The organism is Flagellimonas sp. 2504JD1-5 (assembly GCF_053618295.1).
Genome location: NZ_JBSIOU010000001.1, coordinates 1,211,908 through 1,234,431 on the forward strand (window position 1 = coordinate 1,211,908; position 22,524 = coordinate 1,234,431).

The 22,524-nt window shown below is 39.2% G+C and carries 13 protein-coding genes; 12 read left to right on the forward strand and 1 reads right to left on the reverse strand.

Features of this window, described 5'->3' with window-relative positions:
* Nucleotides 1-4 precede the first annotated feature (4 nt).
* From ACULLG_RS05420 to ACULLG_RS05475, 12 genes are all read left to right on the forward strand, one after another.
* Nucleotides 5-1,336, forward strand: a complete 1,332-nt coding sequence (locus ACULLG_RS05420) for a Gfo/Idh/MocA family protein (protein ID WP_452125748.1) — start codon at nucleotides 5-7, stop codon at nucleotides 1,334-1,336.
* Between the two features lie 3 nt (nucleotides 1,337-1,339).
* Entirely contained in the window at nucleotides 1,340-2,518 is a 1,179-nt protein-coding gene (locus ACULLG_RS05425) for a Gfo/Idh/MocA family protein (protein WP_452125749.1), read from the forward strand.
* Between the two features lie 192 nt (nucleotides 2,519-2,710).
* Complete coding sequence (locus ACULLG_RS05430; protein WP_452125750.1) at nucleotides 2,711-3,349, forward strand: RNA polymerase sigma factor; 639 nt, start codon at nucleotides 2,711-2,713, stop codon at nucleotides 3,347-3,349.
* A 250-nt stretch (nucleotides 3,350-3,599) separates the two neighbouring features.
* On the forward strand, nucleotides 3,600-4,631 hold the full coding sequence (locus ACULLG_RS05435; protein ID WP_452125752.1) for a FecR family protein: 1,032 nt from the start codon (nucleotides 3,600-3,602) through the stop codon (nucleotides 4,629-4,631).
* A gap of 247 nt (nucleotides 4,632-4,878) precedes the next feature.
* Nucleotides 4,879-8,142, forward strand: a complete 3,264-nt coding sequence (locus tag ACULLG_RS05440; RefSeq protein ID WP_452125753.1) for a SusC/RagA family TonB-linked outer membrane protein — start codon at nucleotides 4,879-4,881, stop codon at nucleotides 8,140-8,142.
* A 33-nt stretch (nucleotides 8,143-8,175) separates the two neighbouring features.
* Nucleotides 8,176-9,744, forward strand: coding sequence for a SusD/RagB family nutrient-binding outer membrane lipoprotein (locus ACULLG_RS05445; protein WP_452125754.1), 1,569 nt, complete (start codon nucleotides 8,176-8,178; stop codon nucleotides 9,742-9,744).
* Nucleotides 9,745-9,877: 133 nt separating this feature from the next.
* Nucleotides 9,878-13,189, forward strand: coding sequence for a VCBS repeat-containing protein (locus tag ACULLG_RS05450; protein WP_452125755.1), 3,312 nt, complete (start codon nucleotides 9,878-9,880; stop codon nucleotides 13,187-13,189).
* Between the two features lie 65 nt (nucleotides 13,190-13,254).
* A complete protein-coding gene (locus tag ACULLG_RS05455) occupies nucleotides 13,255-14,127 on the forward strand; it encodes an endonuclease/exonuclease/phosphatase family protein (RefSeq protein WP_452125756.1) in 873 nt (290 codons plus the stop codon).
* Between the two features lie 20 nt (nucleotides 14,128-14,147).
* Nucleotides 14,148-17,291, forward strand: coding sequence for a DUF5107 domain-containing protein (locus ACULLG_RS05460; protein ID WP_452125757.1), 3,144 nt, complete (start codon nucleotides 14,148-14,150; stop codon nucleotides 17,289-17,291).
* Between the two features lie 12 nt (nucleotides 17,292-17,303).
* Complete coding sequence (locus ACULLG_RS05465; protein ID WP_452125758.1) at nucleotides 17,304-18,848, forward strand: LamG-like jellyroll fold domain-containing protein; 1,545 nt, start codon at nucleotides 17,304-17,306, stop codon at nucleotides 18,846-18,848.
* 49 nt (nucleotides 18,849-18,897) lie between these two features.
* Entirely contained in the window at nucleotides 18,898-19,692 is a 795-nt protein-coding gene (locus ACULLG_RS05470; RefSeq protein WP_452125759.1) for an endonuclease/exonuclease/phosphatase family protein, read from the forward strand.
* 23 nt (nucleotides 19,693-19,715) lie between these two features.
* Nucleotides 19,716-20,615 carry an endonuclease/exonuclease/phosphatase family protein gene (locus ACULLG_RS05475; RefSeq protein ID WP_452125760.1) on the forward strand — a complete coding sequence of 300 codons (900 nt, stop codon included), beginning with the start codon at nucleotides 19,716-19,718 and terminating at the stop codon, nucleotides 20,613-20,615.
* A 531-nt stretch (nucleotides 20,616-21,146) separates the two neighbouring features.
* Here ACULLG_RS05475 and ACULLG_RS05480 read toward each other — a convergent pair.
* Nucleotides 21,147-22,520, reverse strand: coding sequence for a M20/M25/M40 family metallo-hydrolase (locus ACULLG_RS05480; protein ID WP_452125761.1), 1,374 nt, complete (start codon nucleotides 22,518-22,520; stop codon nucleotides 21,147-21,149).
* Nucleotides 22,521-22,524: the final 4 nt, after the last annotated feature.

Consider the following 22,524-nt stretch of genomic DNA (forward strand, 5'->3'; position numbering starts at 1 on the left):
AGTCATGGGTACGAGAAGAAATTTTATCAAAAAATCTACGGCAGGAGCAGCTGGATTGACGGTTGGCGGAATATTATTACCAAACACTGGGTTTTCCAGTATCCTAGGCGCCAATGACCGCCTTGGTGTTGCAGTTATAGGAGTTAGAAGTCGTGCAAAGGCGCATTGCATTGCAATCCATCAAGACTTGAATGCCAAAATCCTGTATAACTGTGATGTGGACGATATCATTATTGAAGAACACAATGCTTGGTGTCAAGAAAATTTGGGATATGTTCCAAAAGTTGAAAAAGATTTCCGAAAAATTTTGGAGGATAAAGATGTGGATGCGGTTTTTATAGCTACCCCCGAACACTGGCATGCACCAATGTCCATCATGGCCATGCAAGCTGGAAAACATGTTTACGTGGAAAAACCATGTAGTCATAATCCGTATGAAAATGACTTATTGGTCGCGGCCCAAAACAAGTATGGAAAAAAAGTGCAGATGGGAAATCAACAACGCTCCGCAAGGTCCTCTATGCAGGCGATTAAGGACATTCGAAGCGGTATTATTGGAGAAGTTTATAAAGGAGAGGCCTATTATTCCAATAATAGAGGCTCCATTGGTAAAGGAAATAAAATAAGCATTCCAAAGACTTTGGATTGGGACCTTTGGCAAGGCCCGGCACCTAGTGAAGAGTATCGTGACAATGTTCATCCTTATAACTGGCATTGGTTCCGAACTTGGGGGACAGGGGAAATCCATAATAACGGTACCCATGAAATTGACATCTGTCGCTGGGCTCTTGGAGTGGATTTGCCATCAACGGTAACTTCTTTTGGCGGAAAATATACCTATGATGATGATTGGGAATTTGTGGACAATCAACAAGTAACCTATGCTTTCCCAGGAGACAAATTTATCACTTGGACAGGGCATAGCAGAGGTATCATGAAACCAGAGCGCCCAGGAAGAGGAATTACCATTTATGGAAGCAAGGGTAGTATTGAACTCAGCAGAAATTTTTATAAATTATATGACCTAGCTGGCAATCCGATTAAATTGGAGTTTGAACCTACCCAAAGTGCAACCACAAATACCCAGGGCATTGGTGGATTGGATGTAGATCATGTGGGTAACTTTTTCAATGCCATAAGAAAGGGTGAATCGTTGAATTCGGACATCAACGATGCCAGTATTTCTACAATGTTATGTCACTTGGGTAATATGGCCCAGGATGCTGGACATTCGTTGGAAGTAGATACAAAAACCGGGAAAGTGCTGAATGATGATGCCATTATGAAGAAGCGTTGGAAAAGGGAATATGCAAAAGGATGGGAGCCTAAACTATAAAAAATGAAGAGAAGAGATTTTGTGGCAAGTACTGGAATGGCAGTTGTGGGAATATCCGCGATAAAAGCGGGAGCGTTTTATCCATCAAAAAATGAGGTAATCAATATTGGAGTTATTGGTGCCGGTGATCGGGGTGGAGGACTTATTCCCATCATCAATAAAATTGAAGGTTTGAAAGTGACAGCCTGCTGTGATGTACTTCCTTTCAGATTGCAAAATGCAATGGAAAAGGTAGGGGGTAAGGCGAAGGCGTATTCAGAATATAAAGCGCTTTTGGACGATAAAAAAGTGGATGCTGTTTTGATTGCCACTCCCTTTAGTGAGCATTCCCATATAGCCCTAGATGCCTTGGATGCAGGGAAGCATGTCTACTGTGAGAAAACCATGGTAAAAGGATACGATGCCATAAAAAATCTAGTTGCTAAAGCTTCGTCGTCGAAAAACATTTTCCAAACCGGACACCAATATCATAGCTCTAGACTATATACACATGTGGTGGATTTAATAAAGAATGGTAAAATAGGAAAGATAACAGCTGTTGAATGCCAATGGAACCGAAATGGAAATTGGAGAAGGCCCGTTCCGAGCCCAGAACTGGAAAAGGCCATTAACTGGCGCATGTACAAGGAATTTTCTGGAGGATTATTGGCCGAACTTTGCTCACATCAATTGGATTTTTGCAATTGGGTGCTGGATGCAGTTCCTCTAAAGGTGGTTGGAGATGGTGGTATCGATTACTGGAAAGATGGTCGAGAAACTTTTGATAATGTCCATATGATCTATACCTACCCCAATGGAGTCCGGGCCAAATTCACTTGTTTGACAAGCAACTCAAAAGACGATTATCAGATTAAGGTACTTGGAGATAAGGGAACTATAACCGTTGATTATACAAAAGCTTGGTTCTATCCAGAGAAAAAAGAAAAATCCAAAGAAGTGGGAGAGGTCGACGGAGTTTCAGGAGCCACCATAAAATGGAATCAAGACAAAGGAGTTCCAATCGAGGTGGAACATTTGGACCCAAGTAAACAAGCCCTTCTTGATTTTAAGGACAGCATTTTAACCAACATAGAACCAAAATCCAATGTAATTAGTGGGGCAAAAGCAGCGGTCTGCGTACAAATGGGTCTTGATGCGCTTTACACTGGAAAAATTATTAATTGGAAAGCAGGTTTGATCTAGCTAAAAAGGGGTTAACTAAATGAAAGGATAGACAAAAAACCTCGACCTAAATCGAGGTTTTTTATTGCTTGGAAGTGATAATATTTGGAATAATGAGCAGGAAAAAACACCTGCTCATGAAATTGAGAAAAATACGATCACAAGATATTTTTTATATATTGTGTCGAACTAACTAAACTAATCTTTGAGATAATGTCATCATTTACTGAGCTTTTATCAGATAATAATAAAGATGACGAGAGGGGCGATTCAGGAAAAATTACGAAATCGTTTGAGTTCGACCCCAGCTCGGAATGGAAGTTGTTTTGCGACGGGAGCGAATCTGCGTTCGTCAAAATCTACAACCATTATTTTCAAATGCTCTATAATCTTGGAAGACAATTTTCAGGTGATCAAGACTTATTGAAAGACACGCTTCAAGAAACTTTTATAAACATTAGGAAGAAGCGGCATAAGTTGCACAAAGTAATTTCTGTTAAGGCTTTTCTTATAAAATGCTACAGAAATAAAATTATTACAGAGCAAAAAAAACAAAAGAAGAATATGAGATTGAATTATACTTCAAACTCTTATGGATTTCTTTTGACACCCTCCCATGAAAGTGTTTTAATTAGCAGGCAATTTAGAGAGGATCAGGTACAGTTGATGCAAGAATCTTTGAACAAGTTGACAAGAAGACAAAGGGAGGCAATTTACTATTTCTACTATAATGGCCTTTCCTATGCTCAAATTAAAGATGTAATGGGATTCTCAAGTGTGCGGGCCGCAAGAAATCTAATCTATAGATCGCTAACAGAGTTAAAAAAGAGGGCGCAGGTTTCCGAAAAGTAATTGCAACCAGATTTCTCCAAACCCTCAAGGGTTAAGTTTTTAGATCCAATTTAGTTTCCACTGATTTTTCTTTACATAACTGCTTCAAAAAAAGGAACGAAACTCATGTCAATGAATTATTAATTATTCCGATTTTTGCAGCAATTCTAACAGATACATCAATAGAGGTTTCACTTTTTTAGAAGAAAAGCATTTTTTTTTGATGTCATTTAACAAGTTTTAATGTCTTATGTATAACAGAGGCCGACGTATGGATTACCACGAATATGAAATGGAAGATTTTTTGGCAGACCCAGAATTTAGAAACTGGGTTCTGAAACCAAATCCAGCTTCCCATTTTTTTTGGAAAAAATGGTTATCCGCAAATCCTTCAAAAAGAAATACCGTTTCCGCAGCAAAAGAAATAATCCTTTCTTTAAAATTTCACACTAATAATGAGATTGATGAGAAAGACCAAGGAGAGCTGTTAAAGGCCATTCTTGGAAAAAGAAGACAAAATCCAGAAGTTAAAAAGGGTGGATGGCAAGTGGTTGCATTTCAGGCCGCGGCCTGTGCTCTTGTGATGATTGCACTATCATTTGGACACCGGGCAGCTACTTCAACTCAATTGGAACCTGTTTTAAGTTCGGTCAGATATATTGTAAAAGAGAACTTCAAAGGACAAAAATCAAGAATTACCTTACCGGACGGATCTACCGTATTTTTAAATAACAACAGTAAGGTGTCTTACGCTTCGCTGTTTGGCGATGAAAGAGAAATCTTCTTAGAGGGAGAGGCATTTTTTGAAGTCAAAAAGGATCCTGCCAAACCATTCCTTGTAAATTCCAATGGGTTGGTGACCAAAGCGCTGGGAACTGCTTTTAATGTAAAGGCATATCAAGGGGAAAAGGTAGAGGTGGGTTTGGTCGAAGGTAAAATTTCGGTAGCCTCTGTTTCGGAAGATAAGGATATCAAAATAATTGGCGATCAGGGGGGCAAGGCAGTTTTCAATGCAACGGATGGACAACTGGATATTTCCGAGTATGAGGATATGGATTTTTACAAATGGACCAAAAGAATATTGGTTTTCAAGGCTGCCGGTTTCGATGAGATAGAGGATGCTTTGGAAAATTGGTATGATGTGGATATCACGGTAAAGAATCTAAACAGAACCATAACTTACACTGGTGAATTTCCTAGTGAAAGTTTGGAAAGTGTTTTGGCAAGAATAGCATTTGTGGAAAAATTCTCTTTTGAAATCGATGAAGAAAATGAAAGAGCAGTAACTATAACTTTTAAATAAGAACAACTAACACTTAAGCTTATGAGAATAAAAAACTACCCGTAAAAAATAAGTTTGCTCCAAAGAAAATGGCACTTTCGATGGAGGCAAACTTATCATCAAAAGTTCAATTAAAGAATATCAACTAAACCGATGTAAAAGTATGAAATTTAAACTATCTAAAACAATCGCTATGCTCTCTAGGATATTTATTTTGCAAGTAATATTCTGCTACTTTGCCATGGCAAATGAAGGGTATACGCAAAGTATGAAAGACATCTACCTTGAGTGGAACTCCGTTCGTCAAGTAAAAGTATTGGATGTCTTTGAGGAAATCGAGAACCAATCCGCTTTCAAATTCAATTATGATGAGAAAGATGTGAACAGGAGAACAAAATTCCTTATCGCTACTGGATCGCATTCTGTGTATGATCTATTGGAGCAAATAAGTAAAGAAGCTTCACTGAGCTTCAGAAGAATAAACAGTACAATTGCTGTTTCTCCAAGACCGGAAAAAGAAACTCCGGCAATTGTAGAAAAAGAAGCTGTACAAAAAACAGTTACCGGTACCGTGACCGCCGCCTCGGATGGTGGACCACTACCAGGAGTAAGTATCTTAGAACAAGGTACTAGCAATGGTACACAAACAGATTTTGATGGCAACTATACCATTGAAGTTTCCGAAGGCTCCGTTTTAGTATTCTCATATTTGGGGATGTTATCACAAAGTGTAACGGTTGGAGCATCAAATTCTATTAACATTGTTTTGCAAGAAGATGCAAGTCAATTAGATGAAGTTGTTGTAACGGCATTGGGTATTAAGCGAGAGAAAAAATCCCTTACCTATGCCACCCAAACTGTAGAAACTGATGGTATTGATGAAGCAAGACCACAACAGAACTTGGTAAACAGTTTATCTGGTCGTGTTGCAGGACTTTCCATTCAAACATCTGGTAACGGTGTAAGTGGAGCCTCAAAAGTAGTGCTAAGAGGTAACCGTTCCATTGCAGGAAGTAGCCAGCCCTTGTATGTTGTTGATGGTGTACCATTAGGTGGGGATATCGCAGATATTAGCCCTGATGATGTTGCTTCCATTAACGTACTGAAAGGTGCGAATGCAGCCGCGATTTATGGAGCTCGTGCAAATAATGGTGCTATCATTATTACGACCAAGTCAGGTACTGCCGGAGGTTTTTCAATAGACTTCAGTGCAACAACTACCGCTGAAACTGCAAACATTTTATTTGATTACCAAAACCAATTTGGTCAAGGTAGTGGAGGAACATATAATCCTGCTTCTTTGCTTTCATTTGGTCCAGCACTAGGTGGTGGATCCGTAGCCAACTGGTCGCCAAGTCCAGATATAACAGGACAACTTCCATTTAATGCACAGCCGGACAATGTGAAAGATTTCTTTGAGACTGGATTTAGCCAAGCTTACAACATTTCTGTACGCTCAGGTAATGAACGAGTACAGACTTTCTTCGGTTATACATTTGATGACAGGAAAGGTATTGTAAGCGGAAATGAGTTGCAAAGACACAATGCCAACTTCAAGATTGATAATGAGATTATTGAAGGTAAGTTGGACCTAAGTGCTAGAATCAACTATATCCGATCTAATATCGACAATCAATTGGATACTGGGGAATCTTTCGCCAATCCGTTAAGACATGCCTATAGATTGCCTCGTAATATTAGAACGCAAGATATTCAAGTATTCGAATATACCGACGCAAGTGGAAATGTTAGACAGAACTATTGGGATCCAGGAAACAATGGTGGTGCTAACCCATATTGGACTATCAACAGGAACCTAAATGAAATTATTACTAATAGAGTATTAGGTTACTTGTCTCTAACATATCATTTTAATGATAACTTGGATTTGTTGGTAAGAACTGCAGTTGATCAAAGCAATAGCTCTAGAGAAGATAGAGATTTTAACGACTCTTATATTATTGCTGATAATGGTCAATATCTAACCAGAAGTGATAACTCATTGGAATGGAATACAGATTTCCTTTTAAGTTACAACAAGCAAATCAATGATGATTTTGCATTTAACTTAAATGTTGGTGGTAACAACAGGCAAGCCAATTCCAAATTTGTTGAAACCAATAATGGAGGACTGAATGCTGCAAACATTTTTGCCATAAGTAACGCCATGAACCTGACTGCTAGACAGGATTTACTAAGAAGAGAGGTAAATTCTCTTTACACTTTTGGTCAAGGTTCTTATAAAGATGCCATATTCTTGGATTTGACATATAGAAGTGATTGGAGTTCAACACTGCCAGAAGATAACAATAGATTTGACTATTACTCTGCTGGTGTAAGTGCAGTACTTTCTGATTTGATAGAGCTACCAGAAGCTTTCTCATTCTTAAAGTTGAAAGCTAACTATGCTGAGGTAGGTAATGATACCGATCCTTTTAGTTTGCTAAGAACTGCGAATTTGGTACCAGGTGGTTTCATTCAATTGGATACTGAATTGCCAAATGCGGATCTTAAGCCAGAGCGTACTCGTTCTATTGAGTTTGGATTTGATGCACGTTTCTTGGATAGCCGTTTGGGAATTGACTTTAACTATTACAAATCAAATAGTGAGGATCAGTTATTTGGTCAACAAGTTCCACAAGGTTCTGGTATAGCAACTCGTTTTATCAACGGTGCGGACATCCAAAATAAAGGGGTTGAAATTATCCTTACAGCTAACCCAATTCGTACAGCGGATTTCAATTGGAACGTCACAGCTAACTTTACCAAGAATGATAGTGAAGTTATCGAACTTGCAGAAGGTTTGGAAACTTTGAATTTTGGTGGTGACTTCTTTAGAAGGTTCGAATTGAATGTAGGAGACGAGTGGGGTAATGTATATTCCAGAGGTTTTGAGCGTGATGCCCAAGGTCGAGTGTTGGTTACTGCTGACGGATTACCTCAGGTAACAACTGGTCAAAGTGTTTTAATTGGAAACTTTAATCCAGATTGGCTTGGAGGTATTTTAAATAGCTTCGACTACAAAAACTTTAGCTTTAGTTTCTTGATAGATATTCGTCAAGGAGGTGTCGTTGGAACATTCACAAATGCCATTTTGGCTTCCGATGGGGCTTTAACAAGAACACTGCAAGGAAGAGATGGTTCTTTGGTATTTGGCCAAAACATCTTCCCAAATTTAGAAGTTGTAAATGCCGACGGTACGCCGAATACGACACAAGTTTCTGCTGAAGCATTTTGGGGACAAATTGGAGGTAGAAACTCCCCAGCGGGAGAAGCCTTTGCTGAAGATGCATCCAACATTAGAATGCGTGAAATGACTTTTGGATATAGATTTCCACAATCATTATTGGATAAAACCCCAATCAAATCAGCTAAGATCTCTTTAGTTGGAAGAAACTTGTTTTTCTTTTCAAATAACGCGACCGTAGATCCAGAGGTAACCACTGGTGTAGACACAAATGTTGATGGATTCAGTTCATTTGCACCTCCGGCTACAAGAAGTTTAGGCCTTAACCTAAAAGTAGGATTCTAAATCAAAAAAGTTGTAAATTTAAAAGAAAAAGACATGAAAAAATTAATTAGAAAAATTAGTTATTTAAGCTTGTTGGGCGCTATGCTCATAGGCTGTACCAGCGACTTTGCTGAAATTAACACAAATCCCTTGGTTTTGGATACTGGAGCATTGGAAGAGAGTCAGGTCCTTCAAGGACAGGCTTTTGCCCAAGCGCAGTATGTGGCCGTAAATGGATTGCACTGGCGTTTCCAAATTTCGCAGAATTTGTTTTCTGATATCTGGTGCCAGTACTTTGCCACTACGGCGTCTGGATTCGATTCCGATCGTTATGTACAGGTTGGTCGATGGGCCGATTTGGCATGGGGGTCTTTTTACGGACAAGCCGCTCCTCAGATTAAGTTGATAGAGGACTTATCGGAGGCAAACGGTAACGATGTTGGTAATGCGATGGCCAAGATATGGAGAGTACATTCATACCATAGGATTACGGATTATTGGGGTCCAGTTCCCTATTCCGCTTTTGGTAATGAGGAACTTACAGTTGCTTACGATTCGCAGGAATCTATGTACGATAATTTCTTCACAACCTTGGATGAGGCTGTAGCTCAGCTTTCGGGAGGAGGTTCTTCATACGCAGGAAGTGATAGAATTTATGGTGGCGACGGAGCAAAGTGGTTGAGATTTGCCAACAGTCTTCGTTTAAGATTGGCTATGCGAATCAGATATGCTGACCCAGGAAGAGCGCAAGCAGAAGCTGAAAAAGCGGTTAATGCTGGAGTTATTACTGACAATGCAGATAACGCTTTCGTTTCGGTTGACGACACCAATAGAAACCCATTGGAAACTATCACCGATTGGGGCGAGTTTCGTATGAGTGCTACCATGGAAAGTATCCTTAAAGGATATGATGATCCTCGTATGGCGGAGTACTTCGCACCTGCGGTTGATGGTGATTCCGACGGAGATGGTATTCCTTACGAAGGTCTATTGAATGGTCAAACCAGAGTTTCTTTAGAAACAAGCAAGAATGCAGGACATTCCGATTTGGCAACTAAGTTCATCGATGTGGCCAAAGGAGGAGAAAACCCGCCGATTGAGTTAATGAATGCTGCTGAAGTATTCTTCCTTAGAGCAGAAGGAGCTCTTGCAGGATGGTCAATGGGAGGAACTGCCCAAAGCTTATATGAGGACGGTATCAGAGCTTCCATGACTCAAAAGACAGGAGCTGATGGAGCTGCTATCGATGCATATATTGCAAGTGCAAATGTTCCTGTAATCTATGATGCTGGTACTACGGCAGTTTCCGATATCCCAATTGCATTTGACGGAGGCGGTAGCACCGAAAGACAGTTAGAGCAGATTATCACCCAGAAATGGATTGCTATATATCCTAACGGATGGGAAGCGTGGGCAGAGCTTAGAAGAACAGGCTATCCTAGACAGTATGCCAGAGTGGAATCACAAAACCCTGATGTAGGGGTGGACGAGATCATGAGAAGAATGGTCTATGTACAAAGTGAGTTCGACACCAATGGTGATGCCGTTAATGCTGCAATCGCACTTCCTGAAATGTCAGGTGGTGACAGAAACAGCACCAAAGTATGGTGGGATAAAAAATAAATAGTTTGAGTTAGGTTTAAGTAGTGAAAATACCAATGTGATTTTTAGCATTGGTATTTTTTTTCCCTTTTATTGTTCTTGCCCAACAAAGATTCAACTGCTGGGATAAAATAGTATTACCCTATTTATAGATATGAAAAATATTCTTCTTAAAGCGATTGTTTTGCTGTTGCTAGTGGCTCTTCAGCTATCGTGCGAAAATAAGCAACCCGAAACTATGTTCACACAACTGGATGCAGATGACACCGGAATTAATTTTGTGAACAAGCTACAGGAAACCGAAGAATTCAATGTATTGGAGTACGGCTATCTGTATAACGGGGGCGGCGTCGCAGTAGGTGACATCAATAACGATGGTCTGCTGGATGTGTATTTCACGGGCAATATGGTAGGGAGCCACCTCTATCTTAATCAAGGAGATTTTAAATTTAAGGAAATTGCAAAAAAGGCCGGTGTGTTTGCGGAAGGATTATGGAATACCGGCACAACCATGGCCGATGTGAATGCAGATGGATTATTGGATATATATGTCTGCCGATCAGCTGCAAAAGACCCAAACAAAAGAAGAAACCTATTATTCATAAATAATGGCGATTTAACTTTTACTGAAAAAGCCAAGGAATATAGCGTAGATGATTCAGGTTATACAACCCAAGCTTCCTTTTTTGACTATGATAATGATGGTGATCTAGATCTTTATGTGTTGAATCATTCCACGCAAGAATATGCGGGTTTTGATCGTATCACATATCGATTGAAGGACCGTAAAAATAGCGCGTATTCCGATAAACTCTATAAAAATGATAATGGGGTATTTAAAGACGTTAGCGAACAAGCTGGACTAATTTCCAATGTGTTGGGATTTGGTTTGGGCATTTCCGTTTCCGATCTAAACAATGATGGATGGTTGGATATGTACGTATCCAACGATTATAACGAACAAGATTATCTCTATCTAAACAATCAAGACGGAACCTTTACCGAAAGTTTGAAAGAATATTTGGGTCATACCTCACTTTTTTCAATGGGGAGTGATATTGCGGATGTCAATAATGACGGCTATACTGATATTATCACCTTAGATATGTTGCCTGAGGACAACTACAGGCAAAAAATGGTATCGGGGCCGGATAATTACGAAAAGCACAGTCTTCTTGAAAAATCCGGATTTTACCATCAGACCATGCGAAATATGATGCAATTGAACAATCAGGGGAATTCCTTCTCGGAGATCGGACAATTTTCAGGTATTTCAAATACCGATTGGAGCTGGGCTTCTCTAATTGCGGATTTTGATAACGATGGCTATAAGGATGTTTATATAACCAATGGTTATAAACGCGACTATACCAATATGGATTTCATCAATTATGCGGTCCAGGAAAAATTGAATGAAAATAAAACGGGCCAACGAACAGCTATTTCCGAACTTTTGGAAAATATGCCATCCGCAGTTGTAGAAAATTACATGTACCACAATAATGGTGATCTTACCTTTTCCAAAATGAATACCGACTGGGGATTGAACCAAAAATCCCTTTCCAATGGTGCAGCATATGGAGATTTGGACAATGATGGAGACCTTGACCTTATTGTGAACAACATTGATGAAAAAGCATTTGTATATAGAAACAATAGCGAGCTAATTGAAGGGAACAACTATCTAAAAATAAAACTCAAGGGAAGCAAAGACAACAAATTTGGTGTTGGTGCCAAAGTTGAAGTAGAGTACAACGGGAATACGGTGGTGCAGGAGATGATGCCGAGCAGGGGCTACCAATCCTCCGTGCCTTACAATCTCATCTTCGGATTGGGAAAAGACAGCGTGGTACAAAGGTTAAAAATCAATTGGCCAGATGGGAAGGAGCAAGTGCTGCAAAACATCAGCGCAAATACTACCCAAGAACTCTTCAACGATGATGCCATCACTATTTTGGAAAGTAAAATAAGCGAAGAATCGAGCGCTTTGATGATTGCCACAACTGATACCCTCATACGATATCGACATGTGGAAAATGAATACAACGATTTTAAAAGAGAACGCCTACTACCACATCAATTGTCAACACAAGGCCCACGAATAACCCAAGGAGACATCAATGGAGATGGCCTTGAAGATGTTTTTATTGGCGGAGCCAAGGGAAGTTCAGGGCAATTGTTTCAGCAGAGCCGAAGTGGTGATTTTTTGGTCCAAAACAATGATTTTCTCTTAGAGGATATTAATTCAGAAGATATTGGAGCAGAATTTTTTGACGCTGATAATGATGGAGACCTTGACCTTTATGTGGTGAGCGGAGGCAATGCGTTCGATAAAAATGCCCAAGAACTTCAGGACAGGATGTATATCAATGACGGGAAGGGCAATTTTAAAAAGAAAAAGGGCGCCTTACCACAAATGCTGACTAGCGGCTCATGTATAAGTGTAGGTGATTTGGACAATGATGGAGATTTAGACCTTTTTGTAGGAGGCAGGGTAGTGCCGGGAGAATATCCAACATCACCCAGAAGTTATGTTTTGATCAATGATGGCAATGGCAATTTTGAAGACAAAACCAAGGCAGTGAATCCAGATTTGGAATTCCCTGGCATGGTTACCGATGCAGTTTGGGCCGATATCAACTCCGATGACCAACTAGATTTAATTGTTGTAGGTGAATGGATGCCTATCAGGATATTTACCAACGATGGAAGTGTGCTAAATGAGATTGCAGATGCCCCAGGAACCGAAAATTCTGAAGGACTTTGGAACAAAATAATCGCCGATGACTTTGATGGCGATGGTGATATGGATTTTGTTTTGGGAAATTTTGGACTGAACTCACAGCTTAAAGCTTCAGCCGATGAACCAGTTTCATTGTACGTCAAAGATTTTGACAACAACGGTTCGGTTGATCCTATACTTTGCTCCTATACGATGGGAGAGGAATTCCCAGTTTTTTCGAAAGATGATTTGGTAGAGCAGCTCAATGGCTTAAAAAACAAATATGTGAGCTATGAAGACTACGCTAATGAAAAGATTACAGATATTTTTTCTGCTCAAGAATTGGAAAATAGCACTGTGTTTCAGGCAAAGAATTTCAACAGCGGGTATTTGGAAAACTTAGGCAACAATCAATTTCAATTTATCGCTTTGCCCAAAGAGGCGCAATTATCCCCAGTCTATGGAATACTATCTGCGGATTTTAATGGAGATGGCCATAAGGATTTGCTTTTAGGCGGTAACTTTTTTGGCACGCGGGTTAAATACGGAAGGTATGATGCCAGTAAAGGAACGTTGCTCTTGGGTAACGGAAAAGGAGGTTTTAAAAGTACTAGTGCAAGCGAGCATGGCCTAAATATAAGTGGAGAAGTGCGCGATTTGGCCCTTTTGAAGCTGACCGGCGATAAAAAAGTAGTGGTGTTTGTAAAAAATGATGCTCCGGTTGAGGTCTATTCTTTGGATTAGCAAACTGCCGGCATGCAATGTAAGAGGAACTTGGAAGTTCTTTTAGAACCGAAAATCAAAAGTAGATGAATTTTATTTTGATGGAGAATCATAAGCTCAAGAAGCTGATGCTTACGTTGATTTTTATAAGTGTTATCGTTAACACTAATGCTCAAGCCACAAAAAGAGAAAAGCAGGTCATTAAAATCCTCAGCTACAACATCCATTATGGAGTAGGCATGGATTTAGAAAAAAACCTGGATCGTATTGCAAAGGTGATCAAGAAATATGATCCGGATATTGTGGGGCTTCAAGAAGTAAGTGATTCGATTATGGTAGCAGAACTTGCAAGGTTGACAGGCATGGAAGGTGTTTTCGGAGCTTCTACTGAAATAGAGCCTCCAAATTTGTATCGATTATTGGAAATTCCTGTTCCAGCTTCACAATTATTCTACGGGGATGCTATTTTATCCAAACACCCCATCAAATATATAGGCAACGTGTCCATTCCCAGTGCAAGTAGCAGTAGATATGAAGCCATGTGTGTGGATGTGAAAATCTCAAGATTAAAAGGAAAAGAAGACCAAATAAGATTTGTGAACACGCATTTCGACTATTTGGAAACTATAGGTTCCAAGGAAGCAAGAAATGCAAGTGTAGAAGTAATTGAACAAACTTTTTTTGCAGAGCATGTGCCCCTGGCGATACTCACCGGAGACCTTAATGTTGTTCCAAATGCTGAACCCATGCAACTACTTGAAGAAAAAGGATGGATGTATGAAAACTTGGGAAAGGAGTTGTTCACAGTTCCTGTGGTTCAGCCCAAAAAGCAAATCGATTATATACTTCCAAGACCAAAATCAAAATGGAAGGTAATAGCTGTTGAAGCCGTACCAGAAACTATGGCTTCGGACCACTTGCCATTGTTGATGCACTTGGAATTGATTCAAAAAAAATGACAATTTAAACCCATTATCAAATGAGAACGCAATTAGAACAGATCACAGGCTCGTTAATGTCAAAAATGCTCGGAACCCTGGCAATTTTAGTTTGCTTGCCCAGTTTGTTGATGTCACAATCCGCTACCATTAGCGAAGAGGTACGACAGTTGGATACCTATGGTTTTGGAACCCCGAACCCTGTGCCGATCCTGACTGAAAATCCAAAGATATTTCCATACTTCAAATTTGAGGGCTACTCCCATACTGCACAAAAAAAAGGATGGAAGGTAATCAAGCTGGAAAATGAATATATAGAAGTATATGTATTGCCCGAAATAGGAGGAAAGGTATGGGGAGCCATTGAGAAAAGTACCGGCAATGAATTTTTGTATAGAAATGGGGTCGTAAAATTCAGGAATATTGCAATGAGAGGTCCATGGACCTCTGGTGGAATAGAATTCAATTTTGGGATAATTGGGCATCATCCCGGTACGGCAACACCTGTCGACTACACAACCAAAAAGAATGCTGACGGGAGTGTAAGTTGTGTAGTGGGCAACCTCGACCTTCCTTCCAGAACCTATTGGCAGGTAGAGATTAGGTTGGAAAAGGACAAGGCCTATTTTGAAACCAATGCTTCTTGGTATAATGGCACTCCCTTAAATCAATCTTATTACAATTGGATGACAGGAGCTGCACCGGCCACCAATGATTTGGAATTCTTCATCCCAGGAAATGGTTATTTGGAGCATGGCGGGAAATGGCAAAAATGGCCTATTGATGATGAAGGTAGGGACTTGTCTATGTACAAAAACAACAATTTTGGACCTTCAAAGTCGTACCATATAGTCGGGGATTATAAAAATTATTTTGGGGGATACTACCATGATTCCAATGTAGGCTTTGGACATTTATCACCCTATGAAGAAATGCCTGGGCAAAAATTATGGCTTTGGGCACTTTCAAGAGCAGGAGGCATATGGGAAGATTTGCTCACGGACACCGATGGTCAGTATATCGAATTTCAGGCAGGAAGATTGTTCAATCAATACTTTCCAGGAGAGGAAAACCCGGTGTCTCAAGCCAATTTTGACCCATATATGATGGATTCTTGGCAAGAGCTATGGTTTCCGATTAAGCAGATTGGGGGCATGGAAGCCGCTTCCGAATTTGGTGTTCTTAATGTGGAACGTGAAGGCGGTAGTGCTGTTTTGGGCATCAATGCCCTTCAGGCGTTTAATGAGTCCCTGCAGATTTTAATCAATGGAGAAGAAGTTTCCACCGAAAGTCTTCAAATGGAACCTATGCAGGTTTTTGAAAAAACATTCCCTTGTAAGGCGACCGATACCCTTGAGATATATGTAGGGAAAGATAAAATTCAATATACATCAGTGAATAAGACTTTACTCAAAAGAGATTTTGTGTATAAGCCAGAGGTTCAAATGTCCGATGTTGAAAAACTATATCACGAAGCTTCAGAAGCCATAAAATACCGTGAATATGATTTGGTCGATGAAAAATTGTCTGAATTGTTGGCCTTGGATGCAACCCATCCTAGAGCATTGGTTCTTTTGGCCGAAGCCGAATACAGAAAAACCAGATACAATATGGCTTTGAAGCATGCCAACACGGTGTTGCAACTGGATACCTACAATCCAGGCGCCAACTATATGGCAGGGATTGCGTATTGGGCCAAAAATGATGCCCTTAATGCTTTGGAATCTTTGGGGTGGGCTGCTAGGTCCGTGCAATATCGTTCCGTTGCCTTTGCGCAGATGGCAGAGATTTATTTGCATATGGACAACACAAAAAAGGCAGTGGAATATGCCAAAAAAGCCTTGGCTTTTAATAAATATAACTTAAATGCAAAGCAGGTTTTATTGGTTGCTTTCAGAAAGTCGAACAATAAAGAGGCTTTTAACAAGCAGCTCACTAAACTTGATCAAATTAGTCCGATAAGCCATTTTGCCACTTTTGAGAGAATACAATTTGAGCAAGGAAGTGCGAATTCCATCTTGGCAAATGTTCAAAATGAATTTGGTGAAGAAACCCTATTGGAACTTGCTTTGGAATACCTTAATCTGGGACAAGATCAAACCGCAATGGAATTGTTGCATTTGAATGGTGCGGATAGTAAATCCAAATTGCTGCTAGCTTACCTATTGAAAAGCAAAAACACAGATAAAAGCACTGCTTTGATTCAAGAATTGGCGAGCGGTTCTCCCAATTTCGTTTTTCCATACCGTAGGGAAATGATTCCTGCATTGGAATGGGCTGCTTCCATAAATGATAATTGGAAGTTTAAATATTACCTGTCCCAAAACTATATGGCCGTTGGATTAAAAGAGAAGGCACGTACACTTTTGGAACAGTGTGGAGATTCGCCTGACAATGATACTTTTTACAAGTTTAGGGCCAAAACTCTTGGTAATGCTTCTTATGAAAATAAGCTAAAGGATTATAGTAGAGCTTTGGATCTAAACAACAATTATTGGAAAAATTGGGATGACTTTATGCTGTTTTATCTGAAAAATGACAAAAACAAAGAAGCTGCTGCCATGGGCAAAAAGTCAGTTCGGAAGTTTCCCAATAATTACAATGTAGGTCTTAGTTATGCAAAGGCGTTGGTTGCCACCGGGGATTATCGTAGGGCGATTTCTGTTTTGGGCGAACTGAATATTCTCCCCTTCGAACATGCATCAGAAAGCAAAAACATATACAATTCGGCCCACATTTATTTGGCAAAACAGCATATGGACAAAAATCAGTTTGATAAGGCAATTGACTTTTTGGAAGATGCTAAATTATGGCCGGAAAATTTGGGAGTGGGAACGCCATACAATCCTGATGATAGATTGCCAAACTATTTGTTGGCACTTTGCCACCAAAAGTTGGGTAAAAGAGCTGAAGCGCAAAAACAATTTGAACTTGTGGCCGACCATGAAGGGAATAACATTGCCAACACAAATTCTCTGTTTAATTTACTGGCACTTGAAAAGGGAGGAAAGACAAACCAGAAAGAAGAATTGTTGTCAAAACTCAAGAAAATGTCAGATAAAAACTCAAATTCAGCTTTAATTTTGGCTTTATATGAAAGGGATTTTGATACGGTAGATTCGATTGCGGCATCCAAAAAAATGGACCAAAGGTTGATGGATATCTTGAAATATAGCTTGAACTGATTAGTATCAGTAATGAAAAAACATCAATTCTTTATTTATTCCATCCTTGTCTTTTTGACTGGGTCCATACAACTTATCCCCAATTCGGTTTACGCTCAAGAAAAGAAAGATAGGTTACTGTACTTGGATTTTGAAAAAAGCACTTTTACAGAATCTGGCGATTCTATCATAGAGCAGAAATATGTTAAAGGGATTAGTGGACGAGGATTGGATTTGTTTAATTCAGATTCCGGTGTCAAGTTAAAGAAATTGGATGCTGGGTGGTTTAACAACCAGAAGGACTTTTCGATAATCCTTTGGGTAAAATCCGATGTGATCTCAAAAGATACTGCCATTGTTCTTTCCAATGCCGATTTCAAGAAAGAAGACATGGGAATCTATGGAAAAAGAAGAATAAACAACGGTTTTACTTTGTACAGTACTAACGGAAGTTGGGGGTGGAATCTTGGAAATGGAAAATCACATTATAACTACGAACCATTAGTTATTGATCAACCAGTTGCCGATGGAAAATGGCATCAGATTGGTATTACTCATGATGCAGACCACAAAGAAGTACGGTTGTTTTACGATGGCGTTAATAGAGCAACCTTGAGCATTGGAGATTTATTAGATCAAGATTTTGCAAGCCAAAATCCTTTGCAAATAGGAAATAATAGAAGTATTGATGGGTATAATTCGTTCCCTGGGGTTGTGGACGAAGTGCAGATATGGGGGAAGACCTTATCTCGAGAACAGGTTAAAAACCTGTATTCTAGATATTTGAAAAATGTAATGGAACCTGAAATACAAAATGATATTTTAACTGTCTTGAATTGGAATATTTGGCATGGAGGCACCCATTTTTTGAAAGACAGGGATGGTTTTGATGGTGTAGAGCGGATTATTGAACTAATTAAACGTTCCAATGCCGATATTGTTCTAATGCAGGAAACTTACGGGGCAGGATCCAGAATTTCAAGTAGTTTAGGGTATTATTATTACGAAGCGTCTAGCTCAATTGGTGCAGTTTGGGGTGCTAACCTTTCTATAATGAGTCGATTTCCGATGGAAGAAGTTTATATGATCGAAGAAGCCTCCAATTATGGAAAAAATTATGCATTTAACAACGGAGGGGCCAAGATAAGATTGTCCGCAAACAAAAGTGTAGTAGTGTTTTCGAATTGGTACAATGGAAACAAACCGGAAGATTTGGAAGGAGCTTTAAAAAAATGGGAGACTTTAGTCAAAAAAGCCGGGAGCACTCCCATGATTTGGGCAGGGGACTTCAATTCAATTTCACATTTGGATGATGGAATGGGCAAATCAGGGCATAGCAAACTTATGACAAAAGCAGGGTTTACTGATGCATATAGAGAGCTGTATCCCGATTCTGTGGAATATGCAAGCCTTACATCTCCCAGTGGGCAGAGCAGAATTGATTTTATCTACTATAAGGGAACTAAATTAAAATTGATTGAAGCAGGAATGCTAATCAAAGACTTTCAGGGAAAGTTTAAGCATTCAGGTTATCCATCTGATCATTTGGGAATCACTGCAAAGTTCAAAGTGAATTAAAGCCAAAACATCAATAAATAAATTAACCAATCCAAAACAAATAAAAAAAATGAAATTAAAAATGCTACTGGTTCTTGTGTCAATCCTTGTTTTTTTACCTATTTCGGCACAGGAAAAAAAAGATGATAACAGAGTGGTAAAAGTACTTTCCTTCAATATTTTAGGAGGGCGTACCACCAAGGGAGACTTTAATTTGGACGTCTTGGCAAAACTTATTAAGGATGCCGACCCTGATTTTGTAGCAATGCAAGAGGTGGATTATAAGGTGAACAGGTCAAAAAAGTATGATCTGGTTACCGAATTGGGTTGGAGAACCAAAATGGCATCTATTTTTGCCCGGGCCATGTACTATGATGGAGGAGAATACGGAGAAGGTATACTGTCAAAATACTCTTTTTTAAGCACTAGAAATGTACCTTTGCCCTACTTGGATGGGCAAGAACCTAGAGCGGCAGCCGAAGTTATTGCAGAATTGCCTTCAAAAGATACGATTGCATTTGTAGGCACTCATTTTGCGCATGAAACTAATGAAGGAAGAGAAATACAAGCAAAAAAAATCAATGAGGTTTTCTCCAAGAACAATTATCCAACAATTCTTGTAGGTGACCTGAATGCGAAACCCGGTAGTGGACCAATCAATACCTTGGAAGAAGTGTGGCAAGCCACTTATGACAAGGACAATCCAGAACCCACTTTTCCTTCAGATAATCCACGAGTGAAAATAGATTATGTCATGTTCTATCCAAAAAATAGATGGCGTGTGCTGAATAAGGAGGTCATTTCCGATACCTATGCTTCCGACCATTGCGCATATTTGGTAACCTTGGAACTTTTGGATGAATAGGGGCCCTTACAAAATAAATTAAGATGAAATTGAAATTTGGAAAGCTCAAAAGCGCTAGCTGTTTTGTTATGATTTTGACCAGTACCCTCATAATGGGTCAGGAAATCAAAGTAATGACATGGAACATATGGCATGGTGGATTGCATGGAAAGAGAAGTGAAGAATTCAAAAAAGACACCCTCAATACTCAAAACGTTCTAAAAGTACTGAAGGCAAATCAGGCAGATGTGCTTTTAATACAAGAGACGTATTGTTGTGGAATGGAAATTGCACGCGAAGCAGGTTATCCTTACTCTTGGCGAAGCAGTTCCAACCTATCTATCCATAGTAAGTTTCCCATTATAGATACCCTCAATGTATATAAGCCTTTCAATAGTCAGGGTGTGGTACTGGATGTGAAAGGAAAAAAAGTACTATGTTTTAACATTTGGCTGGATTATCTTCCGGATACCTTTAAGATGTATCCAACACATACCCCAGAACAAATGATATCTGAAGAGAAACTGACTAGGGTAAAGGAGATCAAGGCTATATTGAAAGAAGTTAATGATCTAGCTGTTGATATGAAGACTCCAATAATTATGGGAGGGGATTTTAATTCTGCTTCCCATTTGGATTGGGTGGAGAGTACAAAGCAATGGCATTTTGGAAAGGTTATTGAATGGCCGGTAAGCAAGGTTATGGAAAGTAATGCATTTGTGGATTCGTTCAGGAAGGCCAATCCGGCACCTGAAGACACAATGCAAGGTACATGGGGATTTCTTTCTGACGGAGTAATTTCAGACCGGATAGATTACATATACTATAGAGGTGAAAAAATTGAGGCGAAAGGTTCTAAAATTATTTTGGAAGACCCTTTAGGAGGTTTTTTTAATTCCGATCATAGAGCGATAATCTCACTGTTCGATTTAGGGGAACGATAGTTTAAAAGGGCACTCATATACCGCGTATTGCTGGAAAATCATTTGTGGAGTAGAGATTCCCTTAAAAAAGACAATTTGAAATCTTTTGAAGAAAAGCAAAGTACTTAACTTGATAATAGTCTTTAAACAAAAAAGCCCCACTAATGTGAGGCTCTATCTTGCGGTCTGGACGGGTCCCAAACCTTGATTTTATCATACTGAAAAACAATTTCTTACGTGTTACAATCCTTTGCTGGTAACCGAATTGGTCGCCTCAAAATCCCAAAAACCGAAAGAACATCAATTGATTTTAAATATAGGCAAATTTCGAGAAAGGGCTTACAAGATTAGGATGGATGGATTCAAAAAATTACCTGGATACATTATTTTTCAAAATTTCACGCTGATTTTCCAGACTGATTGACCTAACTCTAAACTGAACTCAAAATGGTGTGTTCCAATGAAAGATTTATAGAATACAGAGATATAAATTCGATTGAATAGGTCAAGAGTAAGGAATAATTTAAACTTACGATTGCTCTATATAAATAGTTAGCCGCTGTGGACTGCTGAATAGCTTTCATAAAGTGAAATCATAGTTCTTATCCCATTGTAAAAATTTGAAATCCCAAAATGTTCATTGACTCCATGAACATTATCTGAATTTAATCCAAAACCAATTAGAATTGACTTGCTGCCAAGCTCTTTTTCAAAAGTACCCGCAATAGGTAAACTTCCACCACTTTTCAACTCATAAACATCCTTTTGATAAATTTCTTTTAGCGCTTTTTTTGCTATGCTCAACCATTTATTGTTACTATTTATGTGATATGGCTCTGCACATGGCAGCTTCAAGATTTTTATGGTGATATTACCAGCCACATTTTCTTGAAAGTAAGCTATTAATTTCTCTTGTATTTCCTTTGCATTTTGGTTTGCGACCAAACGCAACGAAATTTTGGTTGAAGCCTTATATGGAATGATGGTCTTGATTCCTTTTTCCATAAATCCCCCTTGTATCCCATGTACATCCAGGGATGGTCTTATTGAAACATGTTCAAGCGAGCTGTATCCATTTTCTCCATTAAGAAACCTCTTTTCCTTTCCACGAATCTTCAAAGGATATTGATTGAGTATAGCTCTGCCTTTGTCGTCCATTTCCAGTACATTTTCGTAGAATCCATCAATCTTTATCTTGGCATACTCATCCTTTAACCCAGCCACCAACCTACAAAGCTCAAAAACTGGGTTTATAAATGCTCCGCCGAACAGTCCAGAATGCAAATCATCTTCTGTTGTTTTTAGACTTACTTCAAGGCCGGTGAATCCTCTCAAGCCCGTTGTTATTGTGGGAACATCTTTTTCCACAAATGCGGTATCTGAAATTAACACAATATCCGATGCGAGAAGTTCTTTATTGTCCTTTACAAATGTGTGCAGATTTATTGAACCTATTTCCTCCTCTCCTTCTACAATAAATTTGATATTACAGTTGAGTTGGTTGTATTGAACCAAATATTGAAATGCCTTAATGTGAATGAACAATTGTCCTTTTTGATCTGATGCACCCCTTGCCCAAATAGCCCCTTGTGGATGTAATTTGGTAGCTTCTAAATATGGCACAAAAGGGCCATGATTCCATAATTTTTCATCTCCGGGAGGTTGTACGTCATAATGTCCATAAACCAAAATTGTAGGGTAGGATTTATCTTTGATATATTCCCCATAAACCAAAGGGTTTCCATATCTTGTTATTTTGCTGGTTTTCGTACAACCCGCTTTTTTTAAAGAAGAAAGAACAAAATCTGCTGCATCTTCAATACTCCCTGTGTAGGCTGAATCGGTACTAATGGATGGTATTGACAAGAATTCAAACAACTCTTGCAACCACTCTACTTTTTGATTTTCAAAATTTATTGTACCCAAAAGA

Coding starts and splice junctions, on each gene's coding strand:
- ACULLG_RS05440 (WP_452125753.1), top strand. CDS start 4,879: ATGAAAGACATCTACCTTGAGTGGAACTCCGTTCGTCAAGTAAAAGTA.
- ACULLG_RS05435 (WP_452125752.1), top strand. CDS start 3,600: ATGGATTACCACGAATATGAAATGGAAGATTTTTTGGCAGACCCAGAA.
- ACULLG_RS05460 (WP_452125757.1), top strand. CDS start 14,148: ATGAGAACGCAATTAGAACAGATCACAGGCTCGTTAATGTCAAAAATG.
- ACULLG_RS05445 (WP_452125754.1), top strand. CDS start 8,176: ATGAAAAAATTAATTAGAAAAATTAGTTATTTAAGCTTGTTGGGCGCT.
- ACULLG_RS05430 (WP_452125750.1), top strand. CDS start 2,711: ATGTCATCATTTACTGAGCTTTTATCAGATAATAATAAAGATGACGAG.
- ACULLG_RS05470 (WP_452125759.1), top strand. CDS start 18,898: ATGAAATTAAAAATGCTACTGGTTCTTGTGTCAATCCTTGTTTTTTTA.
- ACULLG_RS05420 (WP_452125748.1), top strand. CDS start 5: ATGGGTACGAGAAGAAATTTTATCAAAAAATCTACGGCAGGAGCAGCT.
- ACULLG_RS05455 (WP_452125756.1), top strand. CDS start 13,255: ATGAATTTTATTTTGATGGAGAATCATAAGCTCAAGAAGCTGATGCTT.
- ACULLG_RS05425 (WP_452125749.1), top strand. CDS start 1,340: ATGAAGAGAAGAGATTTTGTGGCAAGTACTGGAATGGCAGTTGTGGGA.
- ACULLG_RS05465 (WP_452125758.1), top strand. CDS start 17,304: ATGAAAAAACATCAATTCTTTATTTATTCCATCCTTGTCTTTTTGACT.
- ACULLG_RS05475 (WP_452125760.1), top strand. CDS start 19,716: ATGAAATTGAAATTTGGAAAGCTCAAAAGCGCTAGCTGTTTTGTTATG.
- ACULLG_RS05450 (WP_452125755.1), top strand. CDS start 9,878: ATGAAAAATATTCTTCTTAAAGCGATTGTTTTGCTGTTGCTAGTGGCT.